This window comes from Eubacterium sp. Marseille-QA0814 (genome assembly GCF_965119675.1).
In the GTDB taxonomy this organism is placed as follows: Bacteria; Bacillota; Clostridia; order Lachnospirales; family Lachnospiraceae; genus Eubacterium_G.
The window spans coordinates 2,485,462-2,505,256 of the sequence record NZ_CBCPMG010000001.1 but is presented as its reverse complement, the minus strand read 5'-3'; the positions used below and the strand labels follow the sequence as shown (position 1 = coordinate 2,505,256).

Here is a 19,795-nt window from a genome sequence, read left to right as displayed (position 1 = left end):
AATTACTATTTAGCCTCAATATTATAGTATTTCTTTAAAGCATCTTTAAGCTGTGTCTGAGCTTTATCAATACGTTTGTTGATTGTTGAATTCCAATCTGAAAGTTTAGCCTTAACATTATCAGCCCAATCCTTATCTCCAGGCCATGCTCCAACTACCTGCTCGTCACCATTATGATTCCATTCATATAATGTATCTTTCTTTTCTCCACTTTCAGTAACTGACTTAGTCCAACACTTTTCACATGCATCGCTATAGTCAACAACTGTGTTCTTGCCTTCTTTCCAGATCTTAAGAACTTCCTGGAATCCTGCTTTGTCTTTGTAAAGTTTATGAGCATCGATGCTGTTCCATAAATCCATCTGTTCATCATAAGCCTTACCTGTTACAACTGGGAATGAATCTCCAGCTGCAAGTTTCATTTCTCCGTTTTCAGAGAACTTCTGAGCATAAACTGCTTTCTTTGCTACTGTTGAAGCTGTCCAGAATGATGCGAATGTGTAAGCTACATCTCTCTTCTGTGTTTCTGCCTTGCTCCATTCTGTGTTTCCATCATCCTGTGCGTAGTTATGTATACACATTGGATCCATAACGATCTTAACGCTGTTTTCTGTATACTTAGTTGATGGGAATGGATAATAATCCCAATCAGCAGCCTTGATGTATGCATCGCTGTCCTTTGCTGATTCATCAGCGCCTGCTGTTAAGAACCAAGGATCTGTTGTGTTAACTAATGTTCTGTTGTTTGTGAAGTAGTACCATGTATAAGCCTTGCTTTCCTGAACGATTTCCTTAGTTAAGGCACCTGAACCTTCTGCAGAATCGATTGTGTGGTCTGACCACTTAGGAATGTAACTTAATAATGATTTAACTTCTTCATTATTTAAATCAACTTTGTTTTCCTTAGTAATGTTTCTTGCAATTGCTTCTGTTCCGATGTTGATGATTGTTCCAGGAATTGCTTTAATTCCCCAGAATGTCTTATCATCAGCCTTTGTGACAAATCTTGTAAATTCATCAATTGTCCAATCTGGATCTGGAACGCTAATGTTGTTATCTTCTGCTAAAGACTTGTTAACCCAAACACCCCAAGGGATTGTGTATGATGGAATACCAGCCTGGAATCCATAATAGTTTAACTTATCCATAAGAGATTTATTGTATGACTTATATGTTTCATCATCTTTGTAAACTGATAAGTCAGCAACTAAACCTTTCTTAACATCTGATGTAACATCTGTTGAAGCCCAAACATCAGGATACTTACCATACTTAGCCTTGAAGTTTTCCATTTCTTCTTCCCAAGTTGCTGTATTGTACTGATCTGGGTCACCGCTCTTTGACCAAAGATTAATCTTAATGTTAGGATATGCTTCATGGAACTTCTGAGCTACTGCATATACCTGTGCAACGTTACTTGCTGTAATGTTCTTTGCATCTGATAATTGCTTACCAGCTTTGCTGTCAGGGTTTCCGATATCTTCGTAATACTTTCCATCACCTGACCATACCATAATTGAAATGTCGCCCTTTGTATCAGCATTCAATCCTGTTGTAACTCCTAAATCTTTTGGACTATCAACACTTCCGTCCTTTCCATCTGAGCTACCTGAGCCACATCCTGTTAATAACATTGATGTTCCCATAACAACTGTTAGTGATAAAGCTAATGCTTTACGGCCTAATTTTTTCATTTTATTCTCCTCCTTATTGAAAAAATTCTTTCACCTACACTAGAATTCACATAGTGACTTCCTTAATAACGATTTTATCACAACAATATGTACAAATCAACAATAAAAAACGATTTTAGGTTCTTTTTTATTGTACTATTTTAACAACAGTTCTTTTCTGTTTACATAAAATGTTCACATTTTTGAAACTATAGTTGGTTCATTTTTATTGTTAATTTATTAACAATTACCATATAATGGGCAGTTCAGGGAGTTTTGATACTTTTTGCTCATCTTTTTCTGCTTTACATAAAAGCTTAATTGCCTATATTTACTAGGATTGAAATGTTTTTTAATTTATTTTATTTTTTGTTATTTTGACAATCTTTAAAGTGAATTTTTATGCAATATAAATACCTATTGCTCAAAAAAAGAAGATTTGCCATCCAAAAAAGGATTAAGCAAATCTTCTTTTTATATATTGTATTAAGTTAAGTTCTTAATTAGTTGTTTTCTCTTTTTCTAGCGAATACAACGATAACTGAAGCTGCTACTACGGCTGCTGCTGCGCAAGCGATTGGTGTGAAGTCACCAGTTGCTACTGTGCTAGGAGCTGTGCTAACTGTACCAGTCTGACCTGACTGTGTACCCTGTCCGGCTGCTGCTGTTGTTGCCTGTGCAGCTGCTGCTGTTGATTCAAGTGAGTATCCTGTACATGTAATTGTTGTACCCTTACCAGCTGCATCACTATTACCATCACTGATTGATTTAGCGCCACCTTCAGCGTATGTATATAAATCTTTTTCATCATCTCTATCACCAAAGTCTCCACCTAAACCAAAATAGATAGATGTTGCATCACACTTAGCTGTGAATGTTTCGTTAATTGTAGTGTTCTGACCTTTCTTTAACTTAACCCACTTTGCAAATGCAATGTTTTCTTTTGTTGCAACCTTAACTACAACCCACTTATCCATGTCGCTTGACTTTAATGTACACTGTAATTTGTATTCCTGACCTTTCTTAATGTCAACCTTGCCGTTGCCCTTTTTTGTATCCTGGAATACCTGGCATCCCCAGACACCACCCCAACCGATTGTCTTCATCTTACATGTCCATGATGTATCTGAGTTCTGTGTAAACTTACCATCTGCTGCTTCGTACCATGTGTGTCCTGGCTTGCCATCGAATCCAATGTAATCTCCCCATGTAGATCCTGCAAATACACTAACACACATACCAACTGTAAGTGCAAGTGAAGCTACTACAGCTGTAAATCTCTTTAATGCTTTCATTTTATTTCCTCCTCTTAATAAAAAACGCGAACTACTCGCTATTTAATGTTACTATAGCACGAACATGTACCCAATTCAATAAATAAAAATGTTTTTATTAGTGTTTCTATCACTTTTTACAATTTCTTTGGTAAAATACTGTATAATTTCACCAAACATCTCATTATAATTACCGTATCAAAAATCCTTCCCGTATTTATGTTAGAATAAAGGCGGAGGGCAAACATAGTAATCTGCCGGTATATACATAATATAAGTATACAAGTGAAGTAATACTGACCTTTTAATCTTCTAATCTTTTTATTTATTAAATATTGTGGTAACATTATTTAATATGTAGAATCTACTACAATGCCGTTACTTTATGCATGAAACATATTTGTATACGGGAGTACCAGGTTGTACATATTTATAATAATATTTCTACAAAGGAGTTTTTATGATAAGACTAATTATTTTACTTGTTTTTTTAATTGTATATTTTATTGTCTCTTTACCTATTCAATTATTGGAATTAATTTTAGAGAGATTTAATATGAATGCCCGCAATAAAAGCAGCCTTGCTTTTGTCAACTTTGGCTTAAGAATAGTTCAGCTTATTTCAGGAGTTAAACTGGAGGTACATGGCTATGAAAATATTCCAAAAGACCAGGCAGTATTGTTCGTAGGTAATCATACAAGTTTCTACGATATTATTGTCACATACCCTTTAATGAAACAGCCTACAGGTTATATAGCAAAGAAGGAAATTAAGAAGGTTCCATTTTTAAGTTGGTGGATGTATTTTGTAAACTGCATCTTTTTAGACAGAAAAGACCCACGTGCCGGTTTAAAATCGGTACTTAATGCTGCTGACATGATTAGAAATGGTATATCAATTTTTCTTTTTCCTGAAGGCACACGTTCAAAAGACTGCAAACTTGGAGAATTTAAGGAAGGTAGTTTTAAGATTGCCACTAAGGCAAAATGCCCTGTTGTTCCTGTAGGTATTCAGGGAACATATAATATTTTCGAAAAACAACAGCCACGAATCAAGTCCTCGAAGGTTATTGTTACTTTTGGCAAACCTATCTATACTGACCAGTTAGACAGAGCAGGACAAAAGCAGCTTCCTTCTATTGTTAAGGAACAGGTTCGAATTTTATCAAATCAGTAATCAATTTACAAAACAGACTATTTTTTCATCATTCTTGTTTGATTCAGAGATAGTTTTAGAACAAAGAATATTGCTTGTGACATTCTACGCACCCAATGCGTGCCCTCCCGCAACTATTTTTTTTTGCATCAGTGTGCATCCCTAGTGGAACGTTTATTTATGTTTATTCTTCGTTAATGTTGTCAATTAAGCGATAAAATGATAGAATATCACAAGATTAGTTTATATGGAGGTACAAAATGAATAACATTTCACCATTGTTAGCTCTAAGCGGACTATCAATTGCACTTATTGTAATCATAGTAATTCTTTTGATTGCCGTTATAGCGCTATATTTTATTGGAAGAAAAGCAGAAAAGAAGCAGGCAGAGCAGCAGAAAACTATGCAGGAGAACTCACAGTTAATTAGTTTATACGTTCTAGATAAAAAGAAACTGAAGTTAAAAGATGCAGGACTTCCTAGTATTGTTTTAGAGCAGACACCTAAGTATGCAAGACGTGCTAAATTACCTATTGTAAAGGTTAAAGCAGGTCCTAGAGTTATGAATCTTATTGCTGATGCAAAGGTTTACGAAACAATTCTTCCTAAGCAGGAAGTTAAAGCAAGAGTTAGCGGAATTTACATCACATCATTTAAAAGAATCCGCGGACCTGTTTATGAAGCTCCAAAGAAGAAGAAACGTTTTGGAAGAAAGAATAAATAGAATAGTTTTAATGTAATAAGAAATTTTGAAGGTATTTCTCATTACATTAATAAAAATAAGCTACATCGAATTAATCTTTCAATGTAGCTTATTTTTTGTTTTAGGGAAGCTTTACGCTTCCCTATTATTTTAATCATATATTCTTTGCTTAATACATTATTACAATCGTATGCAAATTGCTTTTGGCATTTTACAATGGATATATTTTCTTTACACAACTTATTATGTTTTTATACAATTATATTTTAGCTAATTATCGATTATATCTTTACCAAAGATATCTGATTATTTTTGGCTATTTCTTAATAACTACTTTCTTAACAGCACTCCATGGTCCCTTTACCTTACCGTTTATTCCACATACTCTTACATAGTACTTCTTCTTAGCCTTAAGTTTTTTAAACTTGTAAGATAATTTTGAAGTAGTAACTGTTTTTACAGATTTAGTGAACTTCTTGTTTAATGCACACTGAATCTTGTATTTCTTTGCACTAGATATTCTCTTAAGTTTTAATAATAACGCTTTCTTCTTAACATTCTTAGCTGACTTAATTGAAGCCTTTGCTACCTTTACTTTTTCAGTAGGTTTAACCTTTGTTGTTGGTTCCTGTGTTGCCGGAACAATAACCTTAATTGTCGCTTTCTTTGTATTGTCAAATGCTGAAGTGGCTGTAATTACTGCTGTACCTGCTGCTACTGCTGTAACAACACCATTATCTGTAACTGTTACAATGTTTTTGTTAGATGTTGACCATATAACATTCTTATTTGCTGCAGTACCATCTACTCTTGCTTTTAATGTATCACTGTCGCCAATTTTAGCAAGTCTTAATTCTAATCCGTTTTCAATGGCAACTCTTGTTACATGTTCTGCTTCACCCTTTACAACAAGTGTATATGTAGTGTCGCTGAAATCAGTAGTTGATGAGTTGTATCTTGCTGTAATTGTTGTAGTTCCTTCTTTTAATGTTCTAACTAAACCTGTATTTGCATCAATTGTTGCAACTGAACTGTCAGATGATGACCAAGTGATTTTTCCAGGTGCTGATGATGCATTACTTGGAACATAGTCCTTTGCTTCTAAAGTAAAGTTCTCAAAAGCCTTACATATACCTGTATTGTTTCCAGGTTCTGAAACAACTGGTGCTCTGCCTTCTTTTACAGCTTCAGCAATAGTTTTGATTCCTGTTGCCGGTATATCTTTTACATATAATTTTAATGGTTCAGATTTCACATCGCTGTTTCCTCTTGCAACTGCCTGAATTGTAACAAAGCCTGTTCCTGTTGATTTGTATGTATATAACTTACCGTCAATAACCTTAGCCACACTTTCGTCTGAACTAATCCAATCAACTAATGGAACACCTGCACCAATTCCCTGTGCCGTAACTTTTAAGTTTGCTCCATCTACTCTACCCTGAACATTTCCATCGTTGTCCATGTAACCATCATTAATAGCTTCATTGCAATCAATAAATAACATGTCCGGCTTAAAATATTCATCATTTACATACAATATGTATTCTGCGGTTTTGCTCTTATCAACTGCACTTGATACTCTTACAGTCACTTTACCGGTTGAAATACCATTTACTGTCAATTTGCTGTCATCAACAGTTGCTGTTGCAATGTTTGACTGTGAACCATCTGCCTTTAAAAATTCAATGTCAAGATATGGATCTTTGTCAGTCACGTTCTTTGTTACACCACCTATCTGTAATGTTGGTGTATCAGCTTCACCCTGACGAATGTGAATAACCTCTTTTTCCTGTTTAGAATGGGAAATTGTAAGTTTTTCAACTGCAGTTACAAGTCTGATATAATAAGTTTTTGCAGTATAATTAACTTCACCTTTTGTTGTAACCGTAATTGTGAAGTAACCTGTACCCTTTTTAGTTAAAGTTCTGTCTTCTGTGTTTACTTCTTTAATTGAACTTAATTCAGTATTTGAATTAGTCATAGTATTGTTCTTGTAAGAATCGTTTAAAGATTTAACTTCTCCAATCTTATATGAAACTTCATAAGCTGGATCACTTCCATCTTTATTGTAGAAACATGATTCTCTTGCGTCTTCAAAATTTCTAACTGCCGGCACATTGCTCTGTGTAATCTGTGGAAGATCAATTGTTGTACCATCAGATTCTAAATAGTAAACATCTCTTTCTTCACCTTCAATTACTTCTTTCTTCACACTGAAATCTTTGTTTTCTTCATAATATGATGAGAAATCTAAATCTACACTTGAGAAAGAATTAACGTCTTCTGAGAAAGATAGCGTATAATCTCTTGGAATTATTTTATTGCCGTTTTCATCGCTAGTATAATACTGGTCAAAATGTACCTTTATTGTATTATTCTCTTTTAATAGTTTCTTATAATCATCACTACTTGCAATTGGTGTTTGTACCAATATTTTGCTTGTATCCCCTTTATCTTTTCCCATTGTAGCTAACTTAAAATCCTTAATTTGCGCTGTAGGTGCCGGATTGATAGTTAGTTCCTCATCTCCATACTTAATATCCCACATACAATAAGTTTGTGAAGCGTTGAACACATGAGAAATTGTACTTGATACTTCGAAAATTAAAGTTTGATTAAGTTTTATATTAAATCTGTTTGAATTAGACTTTAAAGTTGGAACGTTTACGCATTTCAATTCTACAGTTGCATCATTGATTGTATAATCTTTAACAACTAACTTTATATCCTGAACGAAATTACCTACTTTAGCTTTTAACGTAATACCTGAAGAAGGAGAAAGAGTTGTTAAACTTTTTCCGCTTTCACCTACTGTAGCAACTTTTGAATTGTCTACAGAATAAGTAACCTTCTTATCCAAAATATATGAAGGTTCAACTTCTTCGTAAAGTCCAAGTTTAGATATTTTACCTGTTACTGTCAATGTGTTTAAGTCACTTGAAACATTAACAAAATCTTCATTACCGGCTTCTATCAGTTTCTTATTTAATTTAACTGATGTTGCTTCGGCGGCATCCTCATCTCCTCTAACCTGAATCTTACATGACACTTCCGTATTGTAATCATTTGCTATGTTTTTACCTTTTGCAGTTACAGTATATGTAGCTTTTGATGCACCTCTTTTTACAGATACAACACCATAACTGTCAATAGTAACTTTGTCATCAGGTCCACTGATTGACCAGTCTGAGTCCACATTTGTATCCAATGTAAACTGAACATTGGTCTTTGTTGTAATGTCTGGATTTTTGCCGTCTTCGTTCTTAACTGAGATATTAGAATCCTGGGGCACTAATGATGTGTCAATAACCAAACCTTTGGTTGTGTACTTTTGATGAGCACTTACTTTATCGGTACCAACAAATGAAATACTGGTAACGATTAAAGCTATTGCCATCAAATAGCTTAATACTTTTTTCATAGCATTGTCCTCCTTAAATTTTTTCATATTACTATATAATATCATAATAAACGATTTTATGTCAAATTTTAACAGATAATGTGGCAATATTAGATTTTTGATTTAACATAAAATATATAGCAATAAAAACGTAAATGATTATACAAAATCAGGCTAAAAGGAAATAGAGTTAAATAGAGATAGGATCACGAAATAGAAAACGTAGATAGAGTGGGAAATAGAAATGAAAGTATACGTAAAAACAAATCAAAAAAGTTGAAATCTTCAAATAATACATAACTACATTCCCTGCTATCTATCCTCAAGATTTCAACTTTTCTTAACTGTGCATGGCACTAATATCAATTTCATTATCAGAAACTTTGTTTCCATCCACATGAATCTGATACTTGATTTTTAAATTCACATCATCGTCATCATCGCTAACCTCTATTTCCTTAGTAAGGACCTCAATTAACAAATCTCCCATAGGAGTGCTGTACAATGACTGCTTCTTCTGGTTCTCCTGAAAAATCAGTTTTCCATCTACCTGACCTTTTCTTGTAATTTCAACAATATCATTGTTAAACTTAATCATATTGCTTGTCTTTGTGTTTTCGTCATTTTCATATTCTTCATATAGTAGGTAATGTTTGTCTTTTTTTAAGTAATGCTTGCCTTTCGCAATTACTTCAACATTATCACCTGTATTTTCAACTATCTGTAATCCTGAAATTTTAATTACTACATTCTCACCCATATTACATTTCCTTAAACTTTAATCTCATTGCATGGAATTAATATTCTTCAATATTAATTCTGTTTGTTTCGTCAATTTCAAACGGCATAATTGAATTAGCAAATGTTCTGAACTTTTCAGCCGCATCACTTACATAAAATTCATAATGTGGCTTTGCATTATTTTCAGCACTTATACCATTTTCTTTTAACATTTTCTTTAAACTAATGGCTGTTTCATAGGCAGGGTTTACTAAATTAACCCCCTCACCCATTATTTTCCTGATTGTGCTTCTTAATAGTGGATAATGAGTACAGCCTAAAATCAAACTGTCTATATCTTTTTCCTTCATTTCATCAAGATACCGTCTTGTAATCTCATCAGTAACCGGATCATGTAACATTCCCTCTTCAACTAATGGTACAAAAAGGGGACATGCTTTTCCAAAAACTGTAACTTCCGGATCAATGCTATGAATGTACTGTGTATATAACTCACTATTAATTGTTCCTTCTGTTCCAATAATTCCGATTCGTTTATTAGTTGTATTCTCAACGGCACTCTTTGCTCCCGGCTTTACAACGCCTATTGCGGGAATATCCAATTCTTTCTCAATTGTATCTAATGCAAAAGCACTGGCTGTATTACAGGCAACAACAATTGCCTTAACCTTCTTTGTCTGTAAAAATCTAACAATTTGGCGGGAATATCTAATTATTGTTTCCTTTGACTTGCTTCCATAAGGAACTCTTGCTGTATCCCCAAAATAAACAAAACTTTCATTTGGAATCTGTCTTGCTATTTCTCTCGCAACAGTTAATCCTCCAACTCCGGAATCAAATATACCAACTGGTGCGTTATCAAATCTATCCATAAAAATACTTTCACCCTTCTTTTTTTCACGTCTTTTTATTTTACCTTTATTCAATAAATTATTCAATACTCTTATATAAATTGAGTTGATTTTTGAATATAAAAAAAATAATCGGCAACACTCTTTATGTAACATAATTATTAATTGGAAAGGAATTCTAAAAGTGAAAAATAAATTTTTAAGTTCAAGTGACAATATGTCTAAACATTTAAAACATGATTACTTAAATTCAATAAAATCAAAATTTAAACACAATAAACTACTGCTTCCTTACATACTTTTATTTCTAGGGTTTATGTCATTTATTCTTTTTTACAAAATGGAATATTCAGCTGCAAGTACAGCTCTTGCTAAAAACACAATCAGGTTTCATGTTAGGGCAAACAGTGATACCGTTATTGACCAGACTCTCAAATTAAAGGTAAAAGATGCAGTTGTTGACTATATTTACAGAGAAACCAAGGAACTTAATTCTCTTAAAGAATACAGCTTGTTCATTACTACTCATAACGAAAAGATTTTGAACATTGCTCAAAAAACAATTGACGAGAACGGGTTTGATTATAACGTGACTTCTAAATTCGGCAAAGATGACTTTCCAAAGAAAACTTACGGGGACGTAGTTTACCCTAAAGGTGAGTACACTTCATACACCATATATATTGGCAAAGGAAAAGGACACAACTGGTGGTGCGTCCTTTATCCTCAATTATGTTTTGTAGATGCAAGTTCCGGCACTGTCCCGGATTCTTCAAAAGAGCGTTTGAAGGATTCTTTGGGCGAGCGGGAATACAAAACAATTATTAAATTTAAGTATTTAAAGTTTTTAAATAACTTTTTGGATTAAATAAACTTTGTTAGATACAGCTGCTCTGTTAGTTCTTTAGAATCCAGAGCTTTCATTGCAGCCTGTGCTTTTTCCCTGTCATCGAAAAGTCCGAAAACTGTTGGGCCGCTACCACTCATAATTGAATTTAACGCGCCCTTTTCAAGCATAATGCTTTTTAGTTTTTCAATAACGGGATACTCTGACACAGTTACTTCTTCCATAACATTATATAAAAGATCTGAAAGTTTGTTCAAATCCTGTTCTTTTATTGCTAAAGTCATCTGTTCAATGTCAGGTCTTTTGGTTATTTCGTCAGGTCTGATATGCCCGTAAACATAGGCTGTTGAAACTGATATAGGTGGTTTTGCAATGATTACATGGCACTGTGGTGGTGTAGGTAGCGGTGTTAAAACTTCTCCTATCCCTCTTGCTATTGCAGTTCCACCAAGCACGCAGTAAGGAACATCTGCTCCAAGCTTAACTCCACGTTCCATAAGCTGTTGTTTTGACAAACCTAAATTAAACATTTCGTTAATGCCAATTAAAGTTGTTGCGCAGTCAGAGCTACCGCCTGCCATTCCACCTGCAATTGGTATTCTTTTGTGAATTGTTATTTCAACTCCTGACTTAATTCCAAATTCATCAAAAAGCATTTTGGCTGCCATATATGCCAAATTATCCTTACCGTTGGAAAGCACTGCTGCATCAGCTTTTACAACAATTTCTTCTCCTGCTTTTTTTTCAATAATAATGTCATCATAAACATCTACCATTTGCATAATCATATCCAAATCATGGTAGCCATCAGGTCGTTTTCTAATAACATCAAGACCTAGATTTATTTTTCCATAGGCTTTTAGCTGTAACTTATCCATACATTTCTCCTATTTTCGTTAATCTCTATTTTTCATATTTGCTTTTTTAATTACTGTTTAAGTATACTTTTTTTATAATTTATTTACAAGTTTGTTCACATTTTAACTCTTTGTCATCTATTGTTTTGTGAAATTAGGCTTTCTTTAAAGTATTATCTTTATATGTTTATTTTGTAAATGTTTTTAAGTTCTACTGACAATTTTTAACCAAAAGTAGTTTATCCCCTTCTCTTATTTTTTCATTTTCCAACTGATTAATTTTCATAATATTGTCAACGGTGGTGTAATTGGCCTTTGCAAGTTTCCACAGGGTATCGCCTTTTCTTACAATATATCCTTTAAGGATAGGGGCGTCATTAAACTTTGCCCAGTTAACAGGCTTTTCTTCAATGTCCCAAACGAAATTGCATTTTTCTTCTTTAAAAACCATAGCCTGTAAAGCTATCACTGATTTTACTTCCACCTGGTTTGTGCTAATCATGTTAGAACTTACCTGCTCGACTTTCCAGTTAATATAGTATTTGTCGTCTTTGGAAATTCCCTCAGTATCAATTCTATGCTCAAAATCAGTTTCCTTTGTCTGACAGCAAATTGAATAAATATCATCTGAGGAAATATAAATTATTGTTGCCCGAATCTTACCTGTTACCCTAAGGTTGTTTTCCCCTACTGAAATATTATCAATTTGAAGTCTTGTATCGCTATTGCAAATTTGTAAAATATGTCCCTTACTTTGGTCTACATCAATTTTTATAATATTCTTTGTTCTTGACTCATTTTTTACTAACAGCTTTTCATATTTCTGTTCTTTTTCCATTGGGCACAAATCCACATCCGGTGCGTATATATCTTCCAAAACATCCATCTTGTTTTCTTCGTATATCTTTATAGATAATTTTAGTAATGCACTAATATCCAAATCTTTCATCTCGTTGTCCTGATTCATTGTGGCTTCAAGTTCTACATTATGAATATCCCCGCAAATATAAGATATTAAATCTTCTCTTGCCTCAGGCGCCTCTAATGTGCCACTAAAATCTATAACAGTATCAAACCACTGGACGGGAATCGACTGTTCTTCCGGAGTGTACATAATAAAAACCTTCAGCTGACCTGATAAATGAATCATGCCCTCCAACATTTTGGTTGTAAGCTTTCTGATTTTTACATCGCTCCAAATTATTTTTTCTATTGTGGGATTACCTGATGGCAACGAAATCCTTTCATTAATTCTAAAGGTTTCATTTCTGTCTGCTAATATCATGAGATTTTCAATCGTTTTATATTTAGTCATTGTATTTTCTCTTGAGATAGCACATACCGCCTCAATATCTTCTATTTTTTCAATATTAACATTCGCCATAACCTGAATCTTATATATGTAATTTCGGTTGTCAATCATTTTAATTGAACCCGATAAAATAGTTAAATCCACGCTTGCCTTAATATTTTCTTCTGTAGTATTAATTTTAATATTTTCTTCAAAAGGAATCTCCCCTGTAACTCCTGACGGTGCATTGTCTTCTCCGTAAAACATTATTCCGTAGGAAACATTGCCATTAATTATAACCTGATTTCCTCTAATGATACCACTGTCTAATGTAATCTTTTCCTGATGATTTATTATGCTTTCCATTGATTGCTCTGGTAAATTACACTCCTTTGTTACATAAAAAGTTGCCCTTTGACTTTCTACTATTTTATTCATATGAATATTACTTTTCTCTAATTCCATATTTCCCCCTTACCTTTAAATCTTCTATAATCTATGCATTATTTCATTTTCTTATTCATTAAATATTACACTTTTATCGCTATACTCTGTTTTAACAACAATTACGGGATAAGTTACATTCTCCTCGTTGGTGTATTCTTTTGGACCGTTAAACTGAGTTTTTATATATATGGCATTGTCACTTTCATACATTTCCTTAACTTTTATGGAATAGCCCTCGTACTGTTGTCTACCGTACCCAATAATAATATATGTATATTCATTGTTGCTGTATGTAACCTGAAACTCCTTGTCTTTTCTTTTTTCAATTATCTCCTTCACTTCTTTTGGCATTTCATTTTCTGCCACAACAGTATAGTCCATGTCTTTTACTTTTGTTTTTTTGATTTTTTCATAGCCGCAGGCAGATGTAACAACAATGGCTAACGTTAGTACCAGCAGAATTTTTATTTTATTTTTTTTCATAAAAAAATCACCATAATATACCTTTATTAAAATATATTATAGTGATTTATTTTTATTCTTATTATGTTTTTGTTTTAATAATATTACTTGAGCATTTCATTTACTATGTTAATCATGTATGAACCAAGGTCAGCTAATTTTGCCTTTGAATCATCAAAGTTTTCGCCCTTAACTCCATAGTAGAATTTAAGTTTTGGTTCTGTTCCTGATGGTCTGATACAAACCCACGCATGTTCACTTAAATCAAGGTATAAAACATTTGACTTTGGAAGACCTGTTGTTGTAACATCACCTGTTTCCATGTTTGTTACTGTATCAGCTAAGTAATCTCTTACTGAAAGAACCTTGTAATTATCAACTGTAGTTGGTACATTTTCTCTTAATTTTTCAAGAGTATTCTGAATCTTTTCGATTCCCTCTTTACCCTTTAATTCAATTGACTGAACGCCATCACTCCAGTAGCCGTATCTCTCATACATTTCTTTCATCTTATCCCAAAGAGACATGCCCTTTGTCTTGTAATAAGCTGCTGCTTCACATAAAGCCATTGAGGCAACGATAGCATCCTTGTCTCTTGCGTGTGTTCCAATTAGGCAACCATAACTCTCTTCAAAACCAAATACATATGTACCTGTGTGATTAACTTCGAAATCAAGCATCTTTTCACCAATGTATTTGAAACCTGTAAGAACTTCAAATAAATTAATGTTGTAATACTTAGCAATATCATTTGCAAGATTTGTACTAACAATACTCTTAATGAAAGCTCCATCACTTGGAAGCTGTCCTTTTTCCTTTAACTGGCTGATTTCATATTCAGCAAGTAAACAGCCTGACATGTTACCTGTAAGGATGTGGTATGTTCCAGGCTTGCTACCTTTTACATAAACGCCAAGTCTGTCTGCATCAGGATCTGTAGCAAGAAGTAAATCTGCTCCTACTTCATTACCTAATTTAACTGCTAATTCAAATGCTTTTGCTGATTCAGGGTTTGGATAACCAACTGTTGGGAAATCACCGTCAGGTAATTCCTGTTCTTTTACTACATAAACATTTTCAAATCCAAGTTCCTTTAACACTCTTCTTACAGGAATGTTGCCTGTACCATGAAGTGGTGTGTAAACAATCTTGATATCTTTCTGTACTTCCTTAATTGCATCAGGGTTCTTAACCTGAGTCTTAAGAATTTCAATATATTTATCATCAACTTCCTTGCCAATCTGAATGTATAATCCATCAGCAACTGCCTGATCTTTGTCCATAGTTTTTACTTTGTTGTAATCCTTTAATGCAGCAACTGCATCCATGATTCCAACATCGTGTGGGGGTGTAATCTGTGCACCATCTTCCCAATATACTTTGTAGCCGTTGTATTCTGCCGGGTTATGACTTGCTGTTACATTAATACCTGCAATACACTTTAACTCTCTAACTGCAAAAGATAATTCAGGTGTAGGTCTTAATGAATCAAAAACATAAGCCTTAATTCCATTTGCATTTAAACATAATGCTGCTTCATCAGCAAATTCAGGTGACATGTGTCTTGAATCGTATGCTATTGCAACACCTTTGTCTTCTCCATGCATCTTAATAATATAGTTAGCTAATCCCTGTGTTGCCTTTCTAACTGTGTAAATGTTCATTCTGTTAGTTCCGGCACCAATAACTCCACGAAGACCTGCTGTACCAAATTCAAGTTCCTTGTAAAAACGATCTTCAATTTCCTTATCATCGTTTTCTATTGCTTCTAATTCTTTCTTAGTGTTATCGTCAAAATAAGGGTTTGTAAGCCATTCATTATACAACTCTCTGTAGTCCATAATTACCTCCTATGTTTCAATCAGAAATGTCTGTAACTGTTTTCATCCTACAGGCATAAGGTTCAAACTAATTCAAACTTTGACCTTTTTATATATTTTTACAATCATTACACATAATATCACAAACCCTAAATAATTAAAACTATAAAATCATTTTTATGTTTCACTTTTGCTATTTATCCCATATTTTCTATAAATTTACGTTTCACTTTTGCTATTTATCCCATATTTTCTATAAATTTTCGTCTTAATTTTTCCATTTTTCTGAACTGTTTCAATTTATCTTCATTTTTTTCAGAATACCAGGCTTTGTTAGAATTATAGTAATAATTTATTATTTTCCAGAATTTTTCCGGATAACTAAGAAGACTTTTCAATACTGCCCTCTCCATATTTGATAATTTTCTTACTGAATCATATGCCTTAATAAGTTCATTTCCTAAAGCAATGTTCCAGTTATTTTTTTCAAGCACTTTTCTGATGAAGTCATACAAATCCTGAACTGACGGGCTGTAGGAAATTTTCATCATGTTAATCATGATTATTTTATTTTCCTTAATTAGTACATTGTGATAATTGTAACTTCCATGATAAATTGTCTCGTTGGCAATGCTTTCCTTATACAGCTGTTCATACCGGGAATTCTTAATTGCACCTAAAGCCTCCACGCTTTGTATGTAATATTCCTCTATAATGTTTTGAAGGTACATTTCAAAAGCATTTTTGTTTTTTCTCTTTTTTATGTAATTTTTTATACGCAATATTTCACCGCTATGTTTATTCATAACTTCAAGCAGATTTCTTCCCTTATGAAATTTCTGCTCTTTAAAAATATCCGTTGTATTTTCTGTTGCGTTATGAAATTTTGCCAGATTTTCCACTGTAAGTAGCAGATGTTTTCTATTTGTGTTATTGCAGTCTTCTCCATCAAACCATTTTTTCAGAATATATGCATAGCCGTCCTCACTTATTGAAACATATACTCCTTCTTTGTTTGCTATAACACTATCCGTTACAAACCCTGCTTTTTCCAAATAATCATAAAAGGTACTCATTAGAACCATTTTTTCGTTGCTATTGTTGTATTCCATTAGGAGATATTTTCCTTCATCTGTTGTACAACCATAGTTTCCTTTTGTTCTGTAAGTACCTTTTATGTTTAAATCGTATTGTTCTAACACTGTTAATGCTTTTTCGTTCATACCTTCCCTCCATATTTTTAATACATTATCTAAAAATATGAAAAAAGAAGCCTGTTTAGAACATTGTTTTTGCTATTTCCATTAACGATTCTTTGTTATTCAATTGTGGTTTCTGTATTACACGTTTAAGAAGTTCATCAAGTATGTTTCCTATTATCTCACCTGTTGGACAGCCTGCTGCTATTAAGTCTCTTCCTGATACAGCCATGTCACCTTTGCAGGTGCATATATTATTTTCCACAATGTATTCGTACTGCTCTTTTGAGTAAATATATGCCCCCATGCCTTTTTCTCTGCCGTATTGACTTTTCCCCTGAATGTCAGCATACGCAAGTTGCAAATACATATCGTAAATATCTTTGCCAATTATATTTACACTTTTTCGAATCTGAACAGGTTCTTTTTTGTCCGCCACCGGTCTGTCATCGTGATGTTCCACCAGTCTTGTTACAAGCTTAATTGTTTTGTTATCCATTTTCAGTCGCCTTAAAATGGTCGAAACCATCTTAGCTCCCACATGAGCATGACCGTAAAAGTGCATTCTTGTTGGCTCCTTCTTGTCATAAGTTACTGAATCAGGTTTTCCCACATCGTGTAACAATGCAGCCCATCTCATTTCTTTTGTTGGTGGCACATTCTCCATTACCTTAATTGTATGTTCCCCTACATTATACATATGATAAGGGCTTACCTGCGGACATTCCATCATGGCGTCAAATTCAGGAAGCACCACCTTAGTTATGCCTGCCTCATAAGCTGTTATAAGTTTGTCAGGATGATTTGACATTATCAGTTTCTCTAATTCCACATGAATACGCTCTGCACTAATATTTTCAAGAGTGCCTGCCAGTTCTTTTATGGCTTCCATTGTACCCTCTTCAATATGAAATCCCAGCTGCGCCGAAAATCTTACTGCTCTAAGTATTCTAAGGGCATCCTCCCCGAATCTTTCTCTTGGATTCCCTACGCATCTTATTTCTTTCTTTTCTATATCACCAATTCCGTCAAAAGCATCTACCAAACCAATTCCCGGATTGTATGCCATGGCATTAATAGTAAAATCTCTTCTTTTTAAATCCTCTATTAAATCTGCTGTAAACTCTACACTTTCAGGATGTCTGCTGTCATTGTACTCACCATCAATTCGGTAAGTAGTTACCTCGTAACCTACTCCCTTAATTAAAACTGTAACCGTTCCATGTTGAATTCCTGTATCAATTGTTCTGTAAAACAACTCCTTTACCTGATTAGGCAATGCTGAAGTTGTAATATCCCAATCCTGAGGTTTTCTGTCTAAAATAGTATCTCTTACACATCCACCAACAGCAAACGCCTCGTAGCCGTTTTTTTCCAAAATATCTATTATTAATTTTACAGACTTTGGAATGTCTATTTTAAATTCTTTGTTTCCGTTATATTTATTCACTATAATAATCTCACTCTTTCTTTTTTTATTCCAACGCGTTGTTCATAATAGTCAGTGCTTTTTTCAGCTTGTCTTCAGGCACCGCAGAATAATTAATAATGAACTTATGGTCAAACTCTTTTAAATCATTATAACAGTAATCAGATACACATGAAATATTTATATTGTTTTCCCTTAGTATCTTTTTGAACCGGTTATCGTCGATTTCTTTTTTTATTCCTAAAATAAAATGAAGTCCTGCGTTTTCCTCTTCTATTGTAACCTTAGGATATAATGCTGACTGTTTAATGGCATTTATTATTTTGTTTCTGTAATCCCTGTAATAATTTCTCATTCGGTTAATATGTCTTTCGTAATAACCTCCTGCAATAAAATTTGCCAAGGTATACTGTTCAAAACTTGAAACAGTACCTGAATAAAAATTAAGTTTGGTATGGAATTTTTCCATTAAGCTGTCCGGCAAAACCATATAGGCAATTCTTATTGATGGTGCAAGAGTTTTCGAAAAAGTATTCATATATATTACTCTCTCCTTGTCCATTCCAACCATTGTAGGAATTGGTCTGCCTGAAAATCTAAACTCACTGTCGTAATCATCTTCAATAATAAACCCATTGTTTTCTCTTGCCCAATGGATTAAATGCTGTCTTCTTGATACAGGCATAACTCTACCTGTTGGAAAATGATGAGATGGAGAAATATGTACTGCATCAATCTTTTTTCCTAACAGCGCCTTTGTTTGAATTCCTGAATTATCTATTGGTAAGTGTAAACATTCCACTCCATTACTTTCATAAACTTTTCCAATTTTCCTATAGCCTGGGTCCTCTACGGCAATAACACTATCTCTTCCAAGTAACTGAACAATAATGCTATATAAATATTCTGTTCCTGCACCAATTATTATGTTCTCTGCATCTACTTCCATACCACGAAATTCCATTAAATGGTTTGCTATGGCTTCCCTAAGTTCCACTACGCCGTTTGGTAATGGGCTTGAAAGAAATGAATTCTCTCTGTCTAGTAAAGTCTGTCTCATTATCCTTGACCATATAGAAAAAGGAAAACTGTCGTACATTATGTGATTGGAATTGAAATCTACTAGCCACTGCTTTTTTGTATCCTGGATTTTCTTTTTGATTTGCCCACTTTTCAAGGATACTTTTGTTTCTACTATTTTTTCCTTGTTTCCGTTAATTCCACCATTGTTTAAATATTGTCCACTTATTTCACTGGCAAAATATCCACGCTTTTCTTTCGAAAAAATATATCCCTCTACAAGCAACTGTGCATAAGCATTTTCTACAGTGATAACGCTTATATTATGATTTTTCGCCATGGTCCTTTTTGATGGCAGTTTCTCCCCCGCTTTGATTTTGCCTGACAAAATGTCATTTTTTATGCAATTATATAAATACTCATACAGAGACATTTTTCCTCTTTTTTCAAAATCATATGTTAGCATATAGTTTTTACCTCTGTTACTTTTTAATTATTTACTTCATCTATAAATTCTTAATAACATATTTTAGCTACTAATATATTACCTTATATCATCTACTGGTATTATTGTTTTTTTGTGTTATTATATTATCAGTAATGCCATATGGATTATACTTTATA

Annotated in this window: 15 protein-coding genes; 3 read left to right on the top strand and 12 right to left on the bottom strand. The window is 33.6% G+C overall.

Going from position 1 to position 19,795, the window contains the following annotated elements:
- Positions 1 to 5: 5 nt before the first annotated feature.
- Positions 6 to 1,694: an ABC transporter substrate-binding protein gene (locus tag ACQY63_RS11470; protein ID WP_022164713.1), complete on the bottom strand. Its 1,689-nt coding sequence runs from the start codon at positions 1,692 to 1,694 to the stop codon at positions 6 to 8.
- Between the two features lie 482 nt (positions 1,695 to 2,176).
- A complete protein-coding gene (locus ACQY63_RS11465) occupies positions 2,177 to 2,968 on the bottom strand; it encodes a hypothetical protein (protein WP_412335775.1) in 792 nt (263 codons plus the stop codon).
- 439 nt (positions 2,969 to 3,407) lie between these two features.
- Here ACQY63_RS11465 and ACQY63_RS11460 point away from each other — a divergent pair, with 439 nt between their 5' ends.
- Both ACQY63_RS11460 and ACQY63_RS11455 read left to right on the top strand, forming a co-directional pair.
- A complete protein-coding gene (locus ACQY63_RS11460; RefSeq protein ID WP_022164814.1) occupies positions 3,408 to 4,124 on the top strand; it encodes a lysophospholipid acyltransferase family protein in 717 nt (238 codons plus the stop codon).
- Positions 4,125 to 4,363: 239 nt separating this feature from the next.
- On the top strand, positions 4,364 to 4,828 hold the full coding sequence (locus tag ACQY63_RS11455; protein WP_022164815.1) for a hypothetical protein: 465 nt from the start codon (positions 4,364 to 4,366) through the stop codon (positions 4,826 to 4,828).
- 295 nt (positions 4,829 to 5,123) lie between these two features.
- On the opposite strand, the gene ACQY63_RS11450 is transcribed toward ACQY63_RS11455, so the two are convergent.
- The 3 genes from ACQY63_RS11450 to murI all read right to left on the bottom strand — a co-directional run bounded on the left by ACQY63_RS11450 (position 5,124) and on the right by murI (position 9,820).
- The gene (locus ACQY63_RS11450; RefSeq protein WP_022164816.1) at positions 5,124 to 8,228 is read right to left on the bottom strand and encodes an Ig-like domain-containing protein; all 3,105 of its coding nucleotides are present in this window, start codon (positions 8,226 to 8,228) and stop codon (positions 5,124 to 5,126) included.
- Between the two features lie 319 nt (positions 8,229 to 8,547).
- Positions 8,548 to 8,967, bottom strand: a complete 420-nt coding sequence (locus tag ACQY63_RS11445; protein WP_022164817.1) for a DUF1934 domain-containing protein — start codon at positions 8,965 to 8,967, stop codon at positions 8,548 to 8,550.
- A gap of 37 nt (positions 8,968 to 9,004) precedes the next feature.
- Positions 9,005 to 9,820 (bottom strand): glutamate racemase, encoded by an 816-nt coding sequence (gene murI, locus ACQY63_RS11440; RefSeq protein ID WP_117999837.1) that lies wholly within the window; start codon positions 9,818 to 9,820, stop codon positions 9,005 to 9,007.
- A 163-nt stretch (positions 9,821 to 9,983) separates the two neighbouring features.
- Between murI and spoIIR the strand changes: the two genes are divergently transcribed.
- Entirely contained in the window at positions 9,984 to 10,667 is a 684-nt protein-coding gene (spoIIR, locus tag ACQY63_RS11435; protein WP_022164819.1) for a stage II sporulation protein R, read from the top strand.
- Here the strand turns inward: spoIIR and ispE are convergent.
- The 7 genes from ispE to ACQY63_RS11400 form a co-directional block, all read right to left on the bottom strand.
- Positions 10,664 to 11,524, bottom strand: a complete 861-nt coding sequence (gene ispE / locus ACQY63_RS11430; RefSeq protein ID WP_022164820.1) for a 4-(cytidine 5'-diphospho)-2-C-methyl-D-erythritol kinase — start codon at positions 11,522 to 11,524, stop codon at positions 10,664 to 10,666. The genes spoIIR and ispE overlap by 4 nt on opposite strands.
- 190 nt (positions 11,525 to 11,714) lie before the next feature.
- Positions 11,715 to 13,259, bottom strand: a complete 1,545-nt coding sequence (locus tag ACQY63_RS11425) for a DUF3794 and LysM peptidoglycan-binding domain-containing protein (RefSeq protein WP_022164821.1) — start codon at positions 13,257 to 13,259, stop codon at positions 11,715 to 11,717.
- Positions 13,260 to 13,310: 51 nt separating this feature from the next.
- On the bottom strand, positions 13,311 to 13,724 hold the full coding sequence (locus ACQY63_RS11420) for a protease complex subunit PrcB family protein (protein ID WP_022164822.1): 414 nt from the start codon (positions 13,722 to 13,724) through the stop codon (positions 13,311 to 13,313).
- Positions 13,725 to 13,807: 83 nt separating this feature from the next.
- Entirely contained in the window at positions 13,808 to 15,544 is a 1,737-nt protein-coding gene (locus ACQY63_RS11415; protein WP_412622003.1) for a phospho-sugar mutase, read from the bottom strand.
- Positions 15,545 to 15,762: 218 nt separating this feature from the next.
- A complete protein-coding gene (locus tag ACQY63_RS11410; RefSeq protein ID WP_022164824.1) occupies positions 15,763 to 16,746 on the bottom strand; it encodes a CotS family spore coat protein in 984 nt (327 codons plus the stop codon).
- Between the two features lie 55 nt (positions 16,747 to 16,801).
- Positions 16,802 to 18,172: a CCA tRNA nucleotidyltransferase gene (locus ACQY63_RS11405; RefSeq protein ID WP_022164825.1), complete on the bottom strand. Its 1,371-nt coding sequence runs from the start codon at positions 18,170 to 18,172 to the stop codon at positions 16,802 to 16,804.
- Between the two features lie 25 nt (positions 18,173 to 18,197).
- Positions 18,198 to 19,637, bottom strand: coding sequence for a PLP-dependent aminotransferase family protein (locus tag ACQY63_RS11400; protein ID WP_302689996.1), 1,440 nt, complete (start codon positions 19,635 to 19,637; stop codon positions 18,198 to 18,200).
- Positions 19,638 to 19,795: the final 158 nt, after the last annotated feature.